This is a genomic window from Klebsiella sp. 2680 (genome assembly GCF_900198535.1).
GTDB lineage: Bacteria > Pseudomonadota > Gammaproteobacteria > Enterobacterales > Enterobacteriaceae > Klebsiella > Klebsiella indica.
This window is the reverse complement of sequence record NZ_FZNJ01000007.1, coordinates 194,952-213,911: the sequence shown is the minus strand read 5'-3', so window position 1 is coordinate 213,911 and position 18,960 is coordinate 194,952. Positions and strand designations below refer to the sequence as shown.

Here is an 18,960-nt window from a genome sequence, read left to right as displayed (position 1 = left end):
CAAGCCACAGAGTAATTTTTTAAGAGGTATTGTGCTGTGAATATGAACGCAACAATCCTCGGCCAGGCCATCGCGTTTGTTCTCTTCGTATGGTTCTGCATGAAGTATGTATGGCCGCCTTTAATGGCAGCCATCGAAAAGCGCCAGAAAGAGATTTCTGACGGTTTAGCTTCTGCAGAACGCGCTAAGAAAGATTTGGACCTTGCACAGGCCAACGCGACCGACCAGCTGAAAAAAGCGAAAGCAGAAGCCCAGGTGATCATCGAGCAGGCGAACAAACGCCGTTCGCAGATTCTGGACGAAGCGAAAGCTGAAGCAGAACAGGAACGCACTAAGATCGTCGCACAGGCGCAGGCTGAAATTGATGCCGAACGTAAACGTGCTCGTGAGGAACTGCGTAAGCAGGTTGCTATCCTGGCTGTTGCTGGCGCCGAGAAGATCATCGAACGTTCCGTGGATGAAGCTGCTAACAGCGACATCGTGGATAAACTTGTCGCTGAACTGTAAGGAGGGAGGGGCTGATGTCTGAATTTGTAACGGTAGCTCGCCCCTACGCCAAAGCAGCTTTTGACTTTGCCGTCGAACACCAAAGCGTCGAGCGCTGGCAGGATATGCTGGCGTTTGCCGCTGAAGTGACTAAAAACGAACAAATGGCAGAGCTACTCTCTGGCGCGCTGGCGCCGGAAACGCTCTCTGATGCGTTTATCGCGGTTTGTGGTGAGCAACTGGACGAAAATAGTCAAAACCTGATTCGGGTGATGGCTGAGAATGGTCGTCTGAATGCGCTCCCTGATGTTCTTGAGCAGTTCATTCATCTGCGCGCTGCCAGTGAGGCAACCGCTGAGGTAGAGGTTATTTCTGCCACCCAAATGAGTGAAGAACAGCTTGCGAAGATCGCCAGCGCGATGGAAAAACGTCTGTCACGCAAAGTTAAGCTGAATTGCAAAATCGATAAGTCTGTAATGGCAGGCGTTATCATCCGTGCGGGTGATATGGTCATTGATGGTAGCGTACGCGGCCGTCTTGAACGCCTTGCAGACGTCTTGCAGTCTTAAGGGGACTGGAGCATGCAACTGAATTCCACCGAAATCAGCGAACTGATCAAGCAGCGCATTGCTCAGTTCAATGTTGTGAGCGAGGCTCACAACGAAGGTACTATTGTTTCTGTAAGTGACGGTGTTATCCGCATTCACGGCCTGGCCGATTGTATGCAGGGTGAAATGATTGCCCTACCGGGTAGCCGTTACGCTATCGCACTGAACCTGGAGCGCGACTCCGTCGGCGCGGTTGTGATGGGTCCGTACGCTGACCTTGCCGAAGGCATGAAGGTTAAATGTACTGGTCGTATCCTGGAAGTTCCGGTTGGTCGTGGCCTGCTGGGCCGCGTGGTTAACACCCTGGGCGCGCCAATCGACGGTAAAGGTCCGGTTGAGCACGACGGTTTCTCCGCCGTTGAAGCTATCGCGCCGGGCGTTATCGAACGTCAGTCAGTCGATCAGCCGGTGCAGACAGGTTATAAAGCCGTCGACTCCATGATCCCAATCGGTCGTGGTCAGCGTGAACTGATCATCGGCGACCGTCAGACCGGTAAAACCGCGCTGGCAATCGACGCCATCATCAACCAGCGTGATTCCGGCATCAAGTGTGTCTACGTGGCTATCGGTCAGAAAGCGTCCACCATTTCTAACGTGGTGCGTAAACTGGAAGAACACGGCGCGCTGGCTAACACCATCGTTGTGGTTGCTACCGCATCTGAATCTGCCGCACTGCAGTACCTGGCGCCGTATGCCGGTTGCTCAATGGGTGAATATTTCCGCGATCGTGGTGAAGATGCGCTGATTATTTATGACGACCTGTCGAAACAGGCTGTTGCTTACCGTCAGATCTCCCTGCTGCTGCGCCGTCCGCCTGGACGTGAAGCATTCCCGGGCGACGTATTCTACCTCCACTCTCGTCTGCTGGAGCGTGCTGCACGTGTTAACGTCGAGTACGTTGAAGCTTTCACCAAAGGTGAAGTGAAAGGGAAAACCGGTTCTCTGACCGCGCTGCCGATTATCGAAACCCAGGCGGGTGACGTTTCCGCGTTCGTTCCGACCAACGTAATTTCTATTACTGATGGTCAGATCTTCCTGGAAACCAACCTGTTCAACTCCGGTATTCGTCCTGCGGTTAACCCGGGGATCTCCGTTTCCCGTGTCGGTGGTGCAGCGCAGACCAAGATCATGAAGAAACTGTCCGGTGGTATCCGTACCGCACTGGCGCAGTATCGTGAACTGGCAGCGTTCTCCCAGTTTGCATCTGACCTTGACGATGCAACCCGTAAACAGCTTGACCACGGTCAGAAAGTGACTGAACTGCTGAAACAGAAACAGTATGCGCCAATGTCCGTTGCGCAGCAGTCTCTGGTTCTGTTTGCTGCAGAACGTGGTTATCTGGCGGATGTCGAGCTGGCGAAAATCGGTAGCTTCGAAGCCGCTCTGCTGGCTTACGTCGACCGTGATCACGCTCCGTTGATGCAAGAGATCAACCAGTCCGGTGGCTATAACGACGAAATCGAAGGTAAGCTGAAAGGCATCCTCGATTCCTTCAAAGCAACCCAATCCTGGTAACGTCTGGCGGCTTGCTTTAGGGCAGGCCGCAAGGCATTGAGGAGAAGCTCATGGCCGGCGCAAAAGAGATACGTAGTAAGATCGCAAGCGTCCAGAACACGCAAAAGATCACTAAAGCGATGGAAATGGTCGCCGCTTCCAAAATGCGTAAATCGCAGGAGCGTATGGCGGCCAGCCGTCCTTATGCAGATACTATGCGCAAAGTGATTGGTCACCTTGCGAACGGCAATCTGGAATATAAGCACCCGTACCTGGAAGAACGCGACGTTAAACGCGTGGGCTACCTGGTGGTGTCTACCGACCGTGGTCTGTGTGGTGGCTTGAACATTAACCTGTTCAAAAAGCTGCTGGCGGAAATGAAAGCATGGTCCGATAAAGGCGTTCAGTGCGAACTCGCAATGATTGGCTCTAAAGGCGTGTCGTTCTTTAATTCTGTTAGCGGTAATGTTGTCGCCCAGGTGACAGGTATGGGAGATAACCCATCCCTGTCCGAACTGATCGGTCCGGTAAAAGTGATGTTGCAGGCCTATGATGAAGGCCGTCTGGACAAGCTGTATATTGTCAGCAACAAATTTATTAACACCATGTCTCAGGTTCCAACCATTACTCAGTTGCTGCCGTTACCGGCATCAGAAGATGGTGAGTTGAAGCGTAAATCCTGGGATTACCTGTACGAACCCGATCCGAAAGCGCTGCTGGATACCCTCCTGCGTCGTTATGTGGAATCTCAGGTTTATCAGGGCGTGGTAGAAAACCTGGCCAGCGAGCAGGCCGCACGTATGGTGGCGATGAAAGCCGCGACCGACAATGGCGGCAGCCTGATTAAAGAGCTGCAGTTGGTATACAACAAAGCTCGTCAGGCCAGCATTACTCAGGAACTCACCGAGATCGTCGGTGGAGCATCCGCGGTATAACCAGGTTAATTCGTAGAGGATTCAAGATGGCTACTGGAAAAATTGTCCAGGTAATCGGCGCCGTGGTCGACGTCGAATTCCCTCAGGATGCCGTACCGCGCGTGTACGAGGCTCTTGAGGTACAAAATGGTAGTGAGAATCTGGTGCTGGAAGTTCAGCAGCAGCTTGGCGGCGGTATTGTTCGTACCATCGCGATGGGGTCTTCCGACGGTCTGCGTCGTGGTCTGGATGTCAAAGATCTTGAGCACCCGATCGAAGTCCCGGTCGGTAAAGCAACGCTGGGTCGTATCATGAACGTACTGGGTCAACCGGTAGACATGAAAGGCGAGATCGGTGAAGAAGAGCGTTGGGCTATCCACCGCGCAGCGCCTTCCTATGAAGAGCTGTCAAGTTCTCAGGAACTGCTGGAAACCGGCATTAAAGTTATCGACCTGATGTGTCCGTTCGCGAAGGGCGGTAAAGTCGGTCTGTTCGGCGGTGCGGGCGTAGGTAAAACCGTAAACATGATGGAGCTGATCCGTAACATCGCGATCGAGCACTCCGGTTACTCCGTGTTTGCGGGCGTAGGTGAACGTACTCGTGAGGGTAACGACTTCTACCACGAAATGACCGACTCCAACGTTATCGACAAAGTATCCCTGGTGTATGGCCAGATGAACGAGCCGCCGGGAAACCGTCTGCGCGTTGCGCTGACCGGCCTGACCATGGCTGAGAAGTTCCGTGACGAAGGTCGTGACGTTCTGCTGTTCGTTGATAACATCTATCGTTACACCCTGGCCGGTACGGAAGTATCCGCTCTGCTGGGCCGTATGCCTTCAGCGGTAGGTTACCAGCCGACCCTGGCGGAAGAGATGGGCGTTCTGCAGGAACGTATCACCTCCACCAAAACCGGTTCTATCACCTCCGTTCAGGCGGTATACGTACCTGCGGATGACTTGACTGACCCGTCTCCAGCCACCACCTTTGCGCACCTTGACGCAACCGTGGTACTGAGCCGTCAGATCGCCTCTCTGGGTATCTACCCGGCCGTTGACCCGCTGGATTCCACCAGCCGTCAGTTGGACCCGCTGGTTGTTGGTCAGGAGCACTACGACACCGCGCGTGGCGTACAGTCCATTCTGCAGCGTTACCAGGAACTGAAAGACATTATCGCCATCCTGGGGATGGATGAACTGTCTGAAGAAGACAAACTGGTGGTAGCGCGCGCACGTAAGATCCAGCGCTTCCTGTCCCAGCCGTTCTTCGTGGCGGAAGTATTTACCGGTTCTCCGGGCAAATACGTCTCCCTGAAAGACACCATCCGTGGCTTTAAGGGCATCATGGAAGGCGAATACGATCACCTGCCGGAGCAGGCGTTCTACATGGTCGGTTCTATCGACGAAGCCGTGGAAAAAGCCAAAAAACTTTAACGCCTTAATCGGAGGGTGATATGGCAATGACTTACCACCTGGACGTCGTCAGCGCAGAGCAACAAATGTTCTCTGGTCTGGTCGAGAAAATCCAGGTAACGGGTAGTGAAGGTGAACTGGGTATTTACCCGGGGCATGCGCCGCTGCTCACCGCCATTAAGCCTGGTATGATTCGCATCGTTAAGCAGCACGGTCATGAAGAGTTTATCTATCTGTCAGGCGGCATTCTTGAAGTGCAGCCCGGTAGCACGACTGTTCTGGCTGATACGGCAATTCGTGGCCAGGATCTCGACGAAGCGCGAGCTCTGGAAGCGAAGCGTAAGGCCGAAGAGCACATTAAGAGCTCTCACGGTGACGTGGATTACGCTCAGGCGTCTGCGGAACTGGCCAAAGCGATCGCCAAACTGCGCGTTATCGAGTTGACCAAAAAAGCGATGTAACACCGGCTTGCAAGTCAAAAAGCCAGTCTGGTTTCCAGGCTGGCTTTTTTTATGGAACCGTTTCATAAATAGCGAAACTAAAAAGCAGGTTTAAAATTTTGTGACTAATGTCTCATTTTTGTTGATCGATTAAACAATGAAGCGTAGACTTGTTTTTGTGATGTGAGTCACATAAAAATAATCCATCAAAACATAATCGCTATTCAGGAAGACATCATGAAACTGATCAATAAAATCGTCGCTTTCTTCAGTGCTATGAACATTACTTTTGGTACTTTCAACAACTAAGAAGCAAGCTCTCCAGACTGCACTTGCGCTGTACCGCTAACTAAAACGACAACACATGCGGTGTGAGGCAGGAAAGAAAGTGATAAGGTCGCCCTCCGGCGACCTTTGTTTTTTGTGGTGAGATTAGTTGCGGTTAAGAAAGTTACCGGTATTGAAACTCCCGTCCGCATTGCGTAGCAGCGGATCCGGCAGCGTCAGCGTCTGGTAATCGGCGCTGTTGATGCTTTGCCCTTTAGTATTGATACTGTTACCGCCGTGGATAAAGTAGTTGCTGTCGTCGATGTTACCGACCACGGCATCATCATATTTCCCCGGCTGAGTTCGTAGCGAAAGGTTGTCGCTAAACACGCCTTGCGTATCCGGTGCCCCATAAGGGCTTGGGCGGAAGATATAGTTGAAGCGCTGGTTATCCACCGCGACGTTATTTTCCACCACCAGCTTGCCGGGGTTAAAGTTGTCGGTAAAACCGTCCAGATGGTTGCCGATGGCGATGCTGTTACGTACCTCATGAGCAACCGGCTGCCCTTCTCCGCCGAGCTTAAAGCCGTTGCTGGTGTTATTGCGGGCAATTGAATTCTCGATCACCACAACGCCGTTAGCGCCGTCTTCAATCTTGTTAAACAGATCGAATCCGTCGTCGATATTATCGTGCGAATAACAACCCTCCAGCCTATTTCCCTCCCCTACGCGCATCTTCACCGCGAAGCCATCAGCGTTAATTTTCCCAGGATCTTCATTACTAAAGGACTCTGAATTGACCACCCGGTTATAGCTGGCCCATAGCGGTCGGCCAACATTTGCCGGAGAGGAAATTTGAATCCCGGTATCATCGTTACGATAAGTGACAACGTTCTCAATCAGGTTATGGTTACCCTGCACGCGCAGACTTTTGTCTGTAACCTCTATGCCATCAATATGCCAGTAACTGGCGTCCAGCAGCAGCCCGTGAATCACGGCTTTTCCTTCAACCTTCAGCGTCTTGACTTTATCTTTTAATCCACTGGCGCTAAGAGGAATTGTCGTTTGCGGATAATCTCCGGCAGCTAACAGAATTTGCCCGCCAGGCGGGATGAGTTCGACAGCGGAGGCTAAATCCAGCGGCGAATCTGCTGTTCCTTTCGCCTGGGGTTGTCCGTCAGGTGCGGCATAGAGCTTGTTCCCTGTCACATTGGTACTTTGTTCAACCGTCAGCGTTTGAGTTATCGCTTGTGCGCCGGAGGCTGGGGTAAAGCTGATTTCGAACGTGCTTTTATCTTTCAGTACGACAGGCTGGGTAAACATCTCTCCGGCTTTTACCGCTTTGTTCTGCCCGATCACCACTTCATCCTGGCGAACGGTTATGTGTCCGTCATCATTGGTACGAGCCTGTAACACGTAATCTTTGCTTTGGCTTTTTGTTCCAGAGGTTATTTGCATAACCGGTGGCCAGCTTTTGGCGACATAGGGTGCAGAAGGAACCGTTTTTGCCGTAGATGTGGTGAGCGAAGCATCGCTGATGGTGATTTTTGCGTTACGTGAGGCAAAGAAACCCACGTAGTAATGTTTTTTATCCTGCTGTGCGATCAGGTCGGCATGAGGAACCTTCAGGTCAACCCACTGATTGCTGTTCATCGGTGCCCACGCGGTTATAAACCCATCGTTAGTGCGCTCCAGCTTGAGCTGAAAAGTCGGTGTTTGCTGCAGGTCTATCTTCTCTTTATAGCTCTGGCGTTTTATTGTTGCGCCTGCGTTCCCCCAGGGGTGGATAATCCCCTCCCGGCTGATAGCCTGTAACTTGATATGTGAGTTATCTTTTTTATCCTGAGTCATAATGGCGTTCATCACCATATTGGATGCTGCCGGAAACTCTTCGTAGCCGACTTTTAGCGGTTGTTGGCGCGGATTGCCTTTCACGTCGCGGACCAGCAATCCGGCCCCTTCCTGAGCAGCCGGGCGAGCGCCATTTTCCGGTCCAAACTGATTGACGGTGACCGTCGCTTGCAGGATAAAATTCTGGCTGGTGGGCAGTTCGGTATAAAAGAAGGTCAACCCATCGTGGGAGTTGGCTATTTTACCGCCGCGGCTCTCAATGGTGATCGGTTGGCTAAGATCCGCGATATCGCTGGGCGTCAGCTTCTTCCCGGCGATCGTCACATCATTGACGCCAATTTTTTCTGGCAGGACGTTGGAGGAAAAATTGCTGTCGGTTGATTGTCCAAAGGTGATAGCCCGCCACTGATGCGCGTCGTTAGCCTGCAGCGGTAACGCAATCATCGTACTGCATAAGGTTAATGCCAGAGGTATTTTGTTCGTCATTTTTTTCTCCTGGGTAATATTTGAATGACATTATCAGGAAAATGAAATGGCGTTTCTATTTATTGCGTCACAATTAATGAATAGTAAAACCATGTTTTATTTTTATGGTTTTCTTTATTCATGCATCAAAAAAACAACGAAAGCAGTGGGATAGCCGTTATAACCCATCGTAAAATTGATGTTTTAGTGCCAAACAGGTTTGCGCCGGAGAAAAATCCCCCTCTAAAATGGAGTTGAGCGTGAAGCTTGTATGTTTTATCTCCGTCTCGTTTCATGATGAAAAATATGTAGATATTTCAACGTGAAAGGCTTTTACTTTTTGTTCTAACAGCTGTCAGGATGCGTATGTCAAATAGTGCGATGAGCGTGGTGATCCTTGCCGCAGGCAAAGGTACCCGCATGTATTCCGATCTTCCTAAAGTGTTGCATTCGCTGGCCGGGAAGCCGATGGTGCAGCATGTTATTGATGCGGCTAAAGACTTAGGGGCCTCAGCCGTGCATCTGGTGTACGGACATGGCGGCGATCTGCTTCGTCAGACGCTGCGCGAAGATAATCTTAACTGGGTCTTACAGGCGGAGCAGCTTGGTACCGGCCATGCAATGCAGCAGGCGGCACCGTTCTTCAGCGACGATGAAGATATCCTGATGCTGTATGGTGATGTGCCGCTGATTTCTGTTGAAACATTAACGCGTCTTAGAGAGGCGAAGCCGCAGGGTGGGATTGGTCTGTTGACAGTGAAGCTGGACGATCCGAGCGGTTACGGCCGTATTACGCGTGAGAACGGTAAAGTGACCGGTATCGTTGAGCATAAAGATGCTACCGACGAACAGCGTCAGATCCGGGAAATTAATACCGGTATCCTGATCGCTAATGGCGCGGACATGAAGCGCTGGCTGGCAAAACTGACCAACAATAACGCTCAGGGTGAATATTACATTACCGATATCATTGCGCTGGCGTATCAGGAAGGCCGCGAAATCGCTGCTGTACACCCGGATCGTTTAAGCGAAGTGGAAGGCGTAAACAACCGTCTGCAACTCGCTCGTCTGGAGCGCGTTTATCAGTCTGAGCAGGCCGAAAAGCTGCTGCTGGCCGGTGTGATGCTGCGCGATCCTGCGCGTTTTGACCTGCGCGGCGTTCTCACCCACGGGCGTGATGTTGAAATTGATACTAACGTTATCATTGAAGGCACAGTCATCCTTGGCCACCGCGTGAAGATTGGCGCGGGTTGCGTCATTAAAAACAGCGTGATTGGCGATGACTGTGAAATTAGCCCGTACAGCGTGGTGGACGATGCCCACCTGGAAGCGGCCTGTACTATTGGTCCGTTTGCCCGTCTGCGTCCTGGCGCGCAACTGCGGGAAGGTGTTCACGTGGGCAACTTTGTCGAAATTAAAAAGGCGCGCCTGGGTAAAGGCACTAAGGCCGGGCATTTGTCCTATCTGGGCGATGCCGAGATTGGCGATGACGTTAATATCGGCGCAGGGACCATCACCTGTAACTATGATGGCGCGAATAAACATAAAACGGTTATTGGCGATGATGTATTTGTCGGTTCGGATACGCAACTGGTCGCGCCGGTCACCGTGGGTAAAGGTGTGACCATCGCTGCGGGAACAACCGTTACCCGCGATGTTGCGGATAACGAACTGGTGTTAAGCCGCGTGCCGCAGGTGCACAAACAGGGCTGGCAGCGTCCGGTGAAGAAGAAGTAACTCTTTTTGCCGGATGGTGGCTTTGTCTTACCTGACCTACGTTCGATAATGTTCTGTAGGCCGGATAAGTGTAAGCGCCATCCGGCAGATGAGGGATGAGGCGATAAAGATATATCGCTCGCCCAAAAGCAGTACCTATAAAAATACCCCCACTCTCTACAAGGCTCGGGGCGCCCGAAATACGGGTATTAACAGGTCAGCGACAACGACAGGCATAATGCCAAAATCGGAATTAAAAACTATGTGTGGAATTGTTGGCGCAGTCGCGCAGCGTGATATTGCTGAAATCCTTCTCGAAGGTTTACGCCGTCTGGAATACCGCGGTTATGACTCCGCTGGTCTGGCGGTTGTGGATAACGAAGGCCATATGAACCGTGTTCGTCGCCTCGGGAAAGTACAAATACTGGCTCAGGCGGTAGAAGAACATCCTCTCCACGGCGGAACCGGGATTGCCCATACCCGCTGGGCAACGCATGGTGAGCCGTCTGAAGGTAACGCACATCCGCATGTTTCTGACCATATTGTGGTGGTGCATAACGGTATCATCGAAAACCATGAGCCGCTGCGTGAGCTGTTGCAGTCCCGGGGCTACGTTTTTGTCTCCGAAACGGACACCGAAGTGATTGCTCACTTAGTGCACTGGGAACTGGAGCAAGGCGGCACGCTACGTGATGCTGTTCTGCGTGCGATTCCGCAGCTGCGCGGTGCATATGGCACGGTAATCATGGATACCCGTCACCCGGATACGCTGCTGGCGGCGCGTTCTGGCAGCCCGCTGGTTATCGGTCTGGGTATGGGCGAAAACTTTATCGCTTCCGACCAGCTGGCGCTGCTGCCGGTAACCCGTCGCTTCATCTTCCTGGAAGAGGGCGATATTGCGGAAGTGACCCGTCGTTCGGTCTCCATTTTTGATAAATCCGGCGCGGAAGTGAAACGTCAGGATATCGAATCCAGTCTGCAATATGACGCGGGCGATAAAGGTATCTACCGTCACTACATGCAGAAAGAGATCTACGAACAGCCGAATGCGATTAAAAATACGCTGACCGGGCGTATCAGCCACGGTGAAGTGGATTTAAGCGAGCTGGGGCCAAAAGCGAACGAACTGCTGTCTCAGGTTGAACATATTCAGATTATCGCCTGCGGCACGTCGTATAACTCCGGTATGGTCTCTCGCTACTGGTTTGAATCGCTGGCCGGTATTCCGTGCGACGTCGAAATCGCCTCTGAATTCCGCTACCGCAAATCCGCCGTGCGGCGTAACAGTCTGATGATTACCCTCTCTCAGTCCGGCGAAACGGCGGATACCCTGGCCGGTCTACGCCTGTCGAAAGAGCTGGGCTATCTGGGTTCCCTCGCCATCTGTAACGTTCCGGGCTCTTCCCTGGTGCGTGAATCCGATCTGGCGATGATGACCAACGCCGGGACGGAAATCGGTGTGGCTTCTACCAAAGCGTTCACCACTCAGCTGACCGTTCTGCTGATGCTGGTGGCGAAACTGGCGCGTCTGAAAGGTCAGGATGCGTCTATCGAGCATGACATCGTGCACGGTCTGCAGGCGCTGCCGAGCCGTATCGAACAGATGCTGTCTCAGGACAAGCGTATCGAAGCGCTGGCGGAAGATTTTTCTGACAAACACCATGCCTTGTTCCTGGGGCGTGGCGATCAGTATCCGATCGCGCTGGAAGGCGCACTGAAGCTGAAAGAGATCTCTTATATTCACGCGGAAGCGTATGCGGCAGGTGAGCTGAAACACGGCCCGCTGGCGCTGATCGACGCAGATATGCCGGTTATCGTGGTGGCGCCGAACAATGAACTGCTGGAAAAACTGAAATCCAACATCGAAGAAGTCCGCGCCCGTGGCGGCCAGCTGTACGTCTTCGCCGACCAGGATGCCGGTTTTGTCAGCAGCGACAACATGCACATCATTGAGATGCCGCATGTGGAAGAGGTGATTGCACCGATCTTCTACACCGTTCCGCTGCAACTGCTGGCGTATCACGTTGCGCTGATCAAAGGCACCGACGTGGACCAGCCGCGTAACCTGGCGAAATCTGTTACCGTTGAGTAATCGTGACGATGCCCTGCGAAAGCGGGGCATTTTTTTCTGCGCTGTTCTGTTTTTAATCAATTATCCCGTCGTTTTAATGTGACAAACCGTCATCTTCAGCTACTGTTTTCAGTGTCATTAAAAGAAAATCTTCATGACATCTCAACGTCATAAAATGATTAAACATGTTGTTTATTAATGCTTTTTTTGGTGGTTTATTTCATCGTTTTTGATTGTCATAAAACTGTCATATTTCGTACATTTAACTGTCACCTGTTTGTCCTATTTTGCTCATCGTAGCCACTTAACAATGATTTACGAAAATCTTGCAGGAGACATTATGAAAGTCATGCGTACCACTGTCGCAACTGTTGTCGCCGCGACCTTATCCATGAGCGCGTTCTCTGCTTTTGCAGCAGCGAGCCTGACAGGTGCAGGTGCAACTTTCCCTGCGCCAGTGTATGCCAAATGGGCGGATACCTATCAGAAAGAGACCGGTAACAAAGTCAATTACCAGGGTATCGGTTCCTCTGGCGGTGTAAAACAAATCATTGCTAACACCGTAGATTTCGGTGCTTCTGATGCTCCTCTGACTGATGAAAAACTCGCTCAGGAAGGTCTGTTCCAGTTCCCGACCGTTATCGGCGGCGTCGTACTGGCGGTTAACCTGCCTGGTGTGAAATCCGGTGAGCTGGTGCTCGACGGTAAAACCCTGGGTGATATCTATCTGGGCAAAATCAAAAAATGGGATGATGCTGCGATTGCTAAGCTCAACCCTGGACTGAAGCTGCCTTCTCAGAATATCGCGGTGGTTCGTCGCGCCGATGGTTCCGGTACGTCCTTTGTTTTCACCAGCTACCTGTCGAAAGTAAACGAAGAGTGGAAATCTAAAATCGGTGCCGGTACGACCGTAAACTGGCCGACCGGTCTGGGCGGTAAAGGTAACGACGGCATCGCCGCTTTCGTTCAGCGTCTGCCGGGCGCTATCGGCTACGTTGAGTACGCTTACGCCAAACAGAACAACCTGGCCTACACCAGGCTGATTTCCGCTGACGGCAAGCCGGTTAGCCCGACCGAAGATAACTTTGCTAACGCCGCGAAAGAGATCGACTGGAGCAAATCCTTTGCCCAGGATCTGACTAACCAGAAAGGTGAGAACGCATGGCCGATCACCTCCACGACTTTTATCCTGGTTCACAAGACCTCGACTAAACCGGCGCAAACCACGGAAGTGCTGAAGTTTTTCGATTGGGCATACAAAAATGGCGGTAAAGAAGCTAATGCGCTGGACTATGCGACGCTGCCGGAAAACGTCGTTGAGCAGATTCATGCTGCATGGAAGACCAATGTGAAAGACAGCAGCGGTAAAGCGCTGTACTAATAGAATATCTTTAACGAACTGGCGGATGGCGCTACGCTTATCCGCCCTACAGTTCCGACTGTAGGCCCGATTTGTAGGCCGGATAAGCGTAGCGCCATCCGGCATGGGCAAACTTCGTAAACGCGTTTAATGAAAAGAGTAATTTATGGCTGCAACCAAGCCGACATTTAACCCTCCGGGGAAAAAAGGGGACATCATTTTCAGCGTGCTGGTAAAACTGGCGGCGCTGATTGTGTTATTGATGCTTGGCGGCATCATTGTCTCCCTCATCATCTCCTCCTGGCCGAGTATTGAGAAATTTGGTTTCTCCTTCCTGTGGACCAAAGAGTGGGATGCGCCAAATCAAATTTTTGGTGGCCTGGTACCGATTTACGGCACGCTGGTAACCTCTTTTATCGCACTGCTGATCGCCGTACCGGTGAGTTTCGGTATTGCACTGTTTCTGACGGAACTCTCTCCCGCATGGATGAAGCGTCCGCTGGGCATTGCCATTGAACTGCTGGCGGCGATCCCCAGTATCGTTTATGGCATGTGGGGCCTGTTTATCTTCGCGCCGCTGTTTGCCACCTGGTTTCAGGAACCGGTCGGGAATATTCTTTCCAATATTCCGTTTATCGGCGCGCTGTTCTCCGGCCCGGCATTTGGTATTGGTATTCTGGCGGCGGGCGTTATTCTTGCCATTATGATCATTCCTTACATTGCGGCCGTTATGCGCGATGTCTTCGAACAAACCCCGGTGATGATGAAAGAGTCTGCCTATGGCATCGGCTGCACGACCTGGGAAGTGATCTGGCGTATCGTCCTGCCGTTCACCAAAAATGGGGTGATTGGCGGCATTATGCTCGGGCTGGGGCGTGCGCTGGGGGAAACCATGGCGGTAACCTTTATCATCGGTAATACCTACCAGCTCGACAGCGCCTCGCTATATATGCCAGGCAACAGTATTACCTCTGCGCTGGCGAACGAATTTGCCGAAGCGGAGACGGGTCTGCACGTTGCCGCGCTGATGGAACTGGGCCTGATTCTGTTTGTGATTACCTTCATTGTGCTGGCGATTTCTAAGCTCATGATTATGCGCCTGGCGAAGAATGAGGGGGCACGCTAATGGCGACGCTTGAAATGCAAACCACCACAGAACTGGCGGAGTCCCGCCGTAAAATGCAGGCTAAACGCCGCATGATAAACCGCATCGCATTGACACTATCAATGGCGACGATGGTGTTCGGTCTGTTCTGGCTTATCTGGATCCTGATGTCCACCGTGACGCGTGGTTTCGACGGTATGAGCCTGGCGCTGTTTACCGAAATGACGCCGCCGCCGAATACGGCGGGAGGCGGTCTGGCGAACGCTCTGGCGGGGAGCGGGCTGTTAATTTTGTGGGCAACGGTACTGGGTACGCCGCTTGGCATCATGGCGGGGATTTATCTGGCGGAATATGGCCGTAAGTCCTGGCTGGCGGAAGTGATTCGTTTTATTAACGATATCCTGCTTTCCGCGCCGTCTATTGTGGTCGGTCTGTTTGTTTACACCATCGTGGTGGCGAAAATGCAGCACTTTTCCGGCTGGGCGGGCGTGATTGCGCTGGCGTTGCTGCAGGTGCCAATCGTCATCCGTACCACCGAGAATATGCTGAAGCTGGTGCCGGATAGCCTGCGTGAAGCGGCTTATGCGTTGGGAACGCCGAAATGGAAAATGATCTCGGCGATTACCCTGAAAGCGTCTGTTTCCGGGATCATCACCGGGGTACTGCTGGCGGTTGCCCGTATTGCCGGTGAGACTGCGCCACTGCTGTTTACCGCGCTCTCCAATCAGTTCTGGAGCACCGATATGATGCAGCCGATTGCTAACCTGCCGGTAACGATTTTCAAATTTGCCATGAGTCCGTTTGCAGAGTGGCAGCAACTGGCATGGGCCGGGGTATTGATTATCACCCTGTGCGTATTGCTGCTGAATATTCTGGCGCGCGTGATTTTCGCTAAGAATAAACACGGTTAATTTTTTGCGGCGTGGCGAAACGCGGCGCCGAATGAGGAAGAAAACGAGATGAGTATGGTGAATACGACCCCGGGTAAACTTTCAGTGCGTAACCTGAACTTTTACTACGGCAAATTCCATGCCCTGAAGAACATTAACCTGGATATTGCTAAAAACCAGGTGACGGCGTTTATCGGCCCGTCTGGGTGCGGTAAATCTACGCTACTCCGTACGTTCAACAAGATGTTTGAACTGTACCCGGAACAGCGTGCGGAAGGTGAAATTCTGCTGGATGGCGACAATATTCTTACCAATACCCAGGATGTCGCTCTGCTGCGTGCCAAAGTGGGGATGGTGTTCCAGAAGCCGACGCCGTTTCCGATGTCGATTTACGACAATATCGCCTTTGGTGTGCGCCTGTTTGAGAAACTTTCCCGTGCGGATATGGATGAGCGCGTGCAGTGGGCATTGACCAAGGCTGCATTGTGGAACGAAACCAAAGATAAGCTGCATCAAAGCGGATATTCTCTTTCTGGTGGTCAGCAGCAGCGTCTGTGCATTGCGCGTGGTATCGCCATTCGCCCGGAAGTTCTGCTGTTGGATGAGCCGTGTTCAGCGCTGGACCCAATTTCCACCGGGCGTATTGAAGAGCTGATCACTGAGCTGAAGCAGGACTACACCGTGGTGATCGTGACGCACAACATGCAGCAGGCTGCGCGTTGTTCCGACCATACGGCATTTATGTATCTTGGCGAGCTGATTGAATTCAGTAACACGGACGATCTGTTTACCAAGCCCGCGAAGAAACAAACTGAAGACTACATTACTGGCCGCTACGGTTGATTTGGAGCTAACCATGGACAACCTAAACCTTAACAAACATATTTCCGGCCAGTTCAACGCAGAACTGGAAAGTATCCGTACCCAGGTGATGACCATGGGCGGCATGGTGGAGCAGCAGCTTTCTGATGCCATTACCGCCATGCATAACCAGGACAGTGAACTGGCGAAGCGCGTTATTGATGGCGACAAACAGGTCAATATGATGGAAGTTGCCATCGATGAAGCCTGCGTGCGTATTATTGCCAAACGTCAGCCCACCGCCAGCGACCTGCGTCTGGTGATGGCGATTATCAAAACTATCGCGGAGCTGGAACGTATCGGCGATGTGGCGGATAAGATTTGCCGCACTGCGCTGGAAAAATTCTCCCACCAGCATCAGCCGCTGCTGGTGAGCCTGGAATCGCTGGGCCGCCATACCGTACAGATGTTGCATGATGTGCTTGACGCTTTCGCCCGTATGGATCTTGATGAAGCGGTGCGTATTTATCGCGAAGATAAGAAAGTCGACAAGGAATATGAAGGCATCGTGCGGCAACTGATGACGTATATGATGGAAGACTCGCGCACGATCCCAAGCGTCCTGACCGCGCTGTTCTGCGCCCGTTCTATTGAGCGTATCGGCGACCGCTGCCAGAATATCTGCGAGTATATTTTCTATTTTGTCAAAGGCCAGGATTTCCGTCATGTTGGCGGCGATGAGCTGGACAAACTGCTCGCCGGGAAAGACCCGAAAGAGTGATGCCAGTGCTGGCAGGCCCGATAAACATCCGCGCATCCGGTTGTCGGCCGGTAGCGTGAGCTTACCGGGCCGACAAAAATCTATCGTGTGATATCCCATCCGCGCGCTTTCCACAATTCTGGCAACTGCGCCAGATCGGTAAATGTCGTCACATGCGGATGATTGATTGGCTTGTTGTGCGGGTCGGCGCAGAAGTAGAACACCTCCATGCCTGCGTCAATCCCCGATCGGGCACCTGCGCTGGAATCATCGACCAGAATGCAGTTCTCTACGTTAACGTTCATCGCTTGTGCGGCATGCAACATCAGCGCCGGGTCCGGTTTCCAGCGCTGAATGTCGTAGCCGCTGTAAAGACGCTCGTGGAAATGGTGCAGCATGCCTGTTTTGCCCAGCGAGTGCGTCATTTTACTGACTGGCCCGTTGGAGACCACGCACATCGGCACGTTGACCGCATCCAGCAGCGCAGGCGCGCCAGAGATAACGTCCAGCTCAGTATCAAACAGGCGTGCGACTTCGGCGCGGTAAACTGGCTCAAGCGTCGCTTTTTCCAGATTAACACCGTACTCCGCATTAATGGTGTCGATAATCTCGTACAGCTTTACCCCTTTGAAGCGCTTAAAAATCTCGTCTAAATCCAGCGTAATGCCAAATTCTTTGAACATGTGAACGTAAGCACGGGAGCAGATCACCTCGCTGTCGACCAGCGTGCCGTCACAGTCGAAAAATACTGCTTCTGGTTGGGTCATATCGTTTCCATTTTAATAAGTTAACGTTTTCGTCATACTGATTTGTGAGACGCAATCGTTGCCGTATAAGCAAAATCGATGAAAAAAGTATCCCACAGCTGCCCTTATTGTCGCATTTTGGTATAGGATAGCGACGAATTTTCCCTCCTTTGTTCGGAAACCGATAATGAGTCAACAACAAACCAGCCAGTCTTCTGGCCAGGGACTGCTGGAGCGAGTGTTCAAACTACGCGAACACGGTACGACGGCACGCACGGAAGCGATAGCAGGGGTCACCACCTTCCTGACGATGGTGTACATCGTTTTCGTTAACCCACAAATTCTCGGCGTGGCGGGGATGGATACCAGCGCCGTGTTTGTTACCACCTGCCTGATTGCCGCATTCGGCAGCATCATGATGGGGCTGTTTGCTAACTTGCCGGTCGCGCTGGCACCAGCAATGGGACTGAACGCCTTTTTTGCTTTTGTGGTGGTTCAGGCGATGGGCCTGCCGTGGCAGGTTGGGATGGGTGCTATTTTCTGGGGTGCGGTCGGCTTGTTGCTGCTGACGATTTTCCGCGTACGCTACTGGATGATTGCGAATATCCCGGTCAGCCTGCGCGTGGGGATCACCAGCGGTATCGGCCTGTTTATCGGCATGATGGGCCTGAAAAACGCGGGCGTGATCGTGGCAAACCCTGACACCCTGGTAAGCATTGGCAAGCTGACTTCTCACAGCGTGCTGCTGGGCATTCTTGGATTCTTTATTATCGCGATTCTGGCTTCCCGCAATATTCATGCCGCGGTGCTGGTGTCCATTGTGGTGACGACGCTGCTGGGCTGGATGCTGGGAGATGTTCACTATACCGGTATTATTTCCGCGCCGCCGAGCGTCACAACAGTAATTGGGCATGTGGACCTGGCTGGTTCACTGAATCTTGGCCTGGCGGGCGTTATTTTCTCCTTCATGCTGGTGAACCTGTTCGACTCCTCCGGTACCCTGATTGGCGTCACCGATAAAGCCGGTCTGGCGGATGCGCAGGGCAAGTTCCCGCGCATGAAGCAGGCGCTGTTTGTCGATAGCGTCTCGTCGGTTGCAGGTTCCTTTATCGGTACTTCTTCCGTCACCGCTTATATCGAATCTTCTTCCGGAGTTTCCGTGGGAGGCCGTACCGGCCTGACGGCGGTCGTCGTGGGGATTTTGTTCCTGCTGGTTATTTTCCTGTCGCCGCTTGCCGGAATGGTGCCGGGCTATGCCGCCGCCGGGGCGCTGATTTACGTTGGCGTGCTGATGACCTCCAGCCTGGCGCGCGTGAAGTGGGATGATCTGACGGAAGCGGTTCCGGCGTTTATTACCGCCGTGATGATGCCGTTTAGTTTCTCTATCACCGAAGGTATTGCCCTGGGCTTTATTTCTTACTGCGTAATGAAGATTTTTACAGGCCGCCTGCGTGACCTCAGCCCGTGCGTGATTGTGGTTTCACTGCTGTTCTTGCTGAAGATTGTGTTTATCGACGCGCACTAAGCGCCGAATATCCGGAGGCCCGGTAAGACGCGTAAGCGCGCCGCCGGGCATT

16 protein-coding genes are annotated in these 18,960 nt (G+C 52.5%); 14 read left to right on the top strand and 2 right to left on the bottom strand.

Features of this window, described 5'->3' with window-relative positions; translation table 11 throughout:
- Window positions 1-36: 36 nt before the first annotated feature.
- The 6 genes from atpF to FN037_RS23010 are packed head-to-tail and all read left to right on the top strand — an operon-like array spanning window position 37 to window position 5,372.
- The gene (gene atpF, locus FN037_RS23035; protein WP_110276038.1) at window positions 37-507 is read left to right on the top strand and encodes a F0F1 ATP synthase subunit B; all 471 of its coding nucleotides are present in this window, start codon (window positions 37-39) and stop codon (window positions 505-507) included.
- 14 nt (window positions 508-521) lie between these two features.
- Complete coding sequence (atpH, locus tag FN037_RS23030; protein ID WP_138362606.1) at window positions 522-1,055, top strand: F0F1 ATP synthase subunit delta; 534 nt, start codon at window positions 522-524, stop codon at window positions 1,053-1,055.
- Between the two features lie 12 nt (window positions 1,056-1,067).
- Window positions 1,068-2,609: a F0F1 ATP synthase subunit alpha gene (gene atpA / locus FN037_RS23025; RefSeq protein WP_138362605.1), complete on the top strand. Its 1,542-nt coding sequence runs from the start codon at window positions 1,068-1,070 to the stop codon at window positions 2,607-2,609.
- A 50-nt stretch (window positions 2,610-2,659) separates the two neighbouring features.
- On the top strand, window positions 2,660-3,523 hold the full coding sequence (atpG, locus tag FN037_RS23020; protein ID WP_004107278.1) for a F0F1 ATP synthase subunit gamma: 864 nt from the start codon (window positions 2,660-2,662) through the stop codon (window positions 3,521-3,523).
- Window positions 3,524-3,549: 26 nt separating this feature from the next.
- Window positions 3,550-4,932, top strand: a complete 1,383-nt coding sequence (atpD, locus tag FN037_RS23015; protein WP_142503237.1) for a F0F1 ATP synthase subunit beta — start codon at window positions 3,550-3,552, stop codon at window positions 4,930-4,932.
- 20 nt (window positions 4,933-4,952) lie between these two features.
- Entirely contained in the window at window positions 4,953-5,372 is a 420-nt protein-coding gene (locus FN037_RS23010; protein ID WP_001251970.1) for a F0F1 ATP synthase subunit epsilon, read from the top strand.
- Window positions 5,373-5,783: 411 nt separating this feature from the next.
- On the opposite strand, the gene FN037_RS23005 is transcribed toward FN037_RS23010, so the two are convergent.
- On the bottom strand, window positions 5,784-7,955 hold the full coding sequence (locus FN037_RS23005) for a right-handed parallel beta-helix repeat-containing protein (protein WP_142503236.1): 2,172 nt from the start codon (window positions 7,953-7,955) through the stop codon (window positions 5,784-5,786).
- A gap of 345 nt (window positions 7,956-8,300) precedes the next feature.
- Between FN037_RS23005 and glmU the strand changes: the two genes are divergently transcribed.
- The 7 genes from glmU to phoU all read left to right on the top strand — a co-directional run bounded on the left by glmU (window position 8,301) and on the right by phoU (window position 16,658).
- Window positions 8,301-9,671: a bifunctional UDP-N-acetylglucosamine diphosphorylase/glucosamine-1-phosphate N-acetyltransferase GlmU gene (gene glmU, locus FN037_RS23000; RefSeq protein ID WP_138362602.1), complete on the top strand. Its 1,371-nt coding sequence runs from the start codon at window positions 8,301-8,303 to the stop codon at window positions 9,669-9,671.
- Between the two features lie 241 nt (window positions 9,672-9,912).
- Complete coding sequence (glmS, locus tag FN037_RS22995) at window positions 9,913-11,742, top strand: glutamine--fructose-6-phosphate transaminase (isomerizing) (RefSeq protein ID WP_138362625.1); 1,830 nt, start codon at window positions 9,913-9,915, stop codon at window positions 11,740-11,742.
- 319 nt (window positions 11,743-12,061) lie between these two features.
- Complete coding sequence (pstS, locus tag FN037_RS22990) at window positions 12,062-13,102, top strand: phosphate ABC transporter substrate-binding protein PstS (protein ID WP_138362601.1); 1,041 nt, start codon at window positions 12,062-12,064, stop codon at window positions 13,100-13,102.
- 145 nt (window positions 13,103-13,247) lie between these two features.
- Window positions 13,248-14,207: a phosphate ABC transporter permease PstC gene (gene pstC / locus FN037_RS22985; RefSeq protein ID WP_138362600.1), complete on the top strand. Its 960-nt coding sequence runs from the start codon at window positions 13,248-13,250 to the stop codon at window positions 14,205-14,207.
- Window positions 14,207-15,097, top strand: a complete 891-nt coding sequence (pstA, locus tag FN037_RS22980; RefSeq protein ID WP_138362599.1) for a phosphate ABC transporter permease PstA — start codon at window positions 14,207-14,209, stop codon at window positions 15,095-15,097. Before pstC ends, pstA begins: the two co-directional genes overlap by 1 nt.
- Before the next feature lie 48 nt (window positions 15,098-15,145).
- Window positions 15,146-15,919, top strand: a complete 774-nt coding sequence (gene pstB, locus FN037_RS22975) for a phosphate ABC transporter ATP-binding protein PstB (protein ID WP_138362598.1) — start codon at window positions 15,146-15,148, stop codon at window positions 15,917-15,919.
- Window positions 15,920-15,932: 13 nt separating this feature from the next.
- A complete protein-coding gene (phoU, locus tag FN037_RS22970) occupies window positions 15,933-16,658 on the top strand; it encodes a phosphate signaling complex protein PhoU (RefSeq protein WP_138362597.1) in 726 nt (241 codons plus the stop codon).
- An 80-nt stretch (window positions 16,659-16,738) separates the two neighbouring features.
- On the opposite strand, the gene yieH is transcribed toward phoU, so the two are convergent.
- Window positions 16,739-17,404, bottom strand: a complete 666-nt coding sequence (gene yieH, locus FN037_RS22965) for a 6-phosphogluconate phosphatase (RefSeq protein ID WP_142503235.1) — start codon at window positions 17,402-17,404, stop codon at window positions 16,739-16,741.
- Window positions 17,405-17,570: 166 nt separating this feature from the next.
- On the opposite strand from yieH, the gene FN037_RS22955 reads away from it, so the two are divergent.
- Window positions 17,571-18,908 (top strand): NCS2 family permease, encoded by a 1,338-nt coding sequence (locus FN037_RS22955; protein WP_142503234.1) that lies wholly within the window; start codon window positions 17,571-17,573, stop codon window positions 18,906-18,908.
- Window positions 18,909-18,960 lie beyond the last annotated feature (52 nt).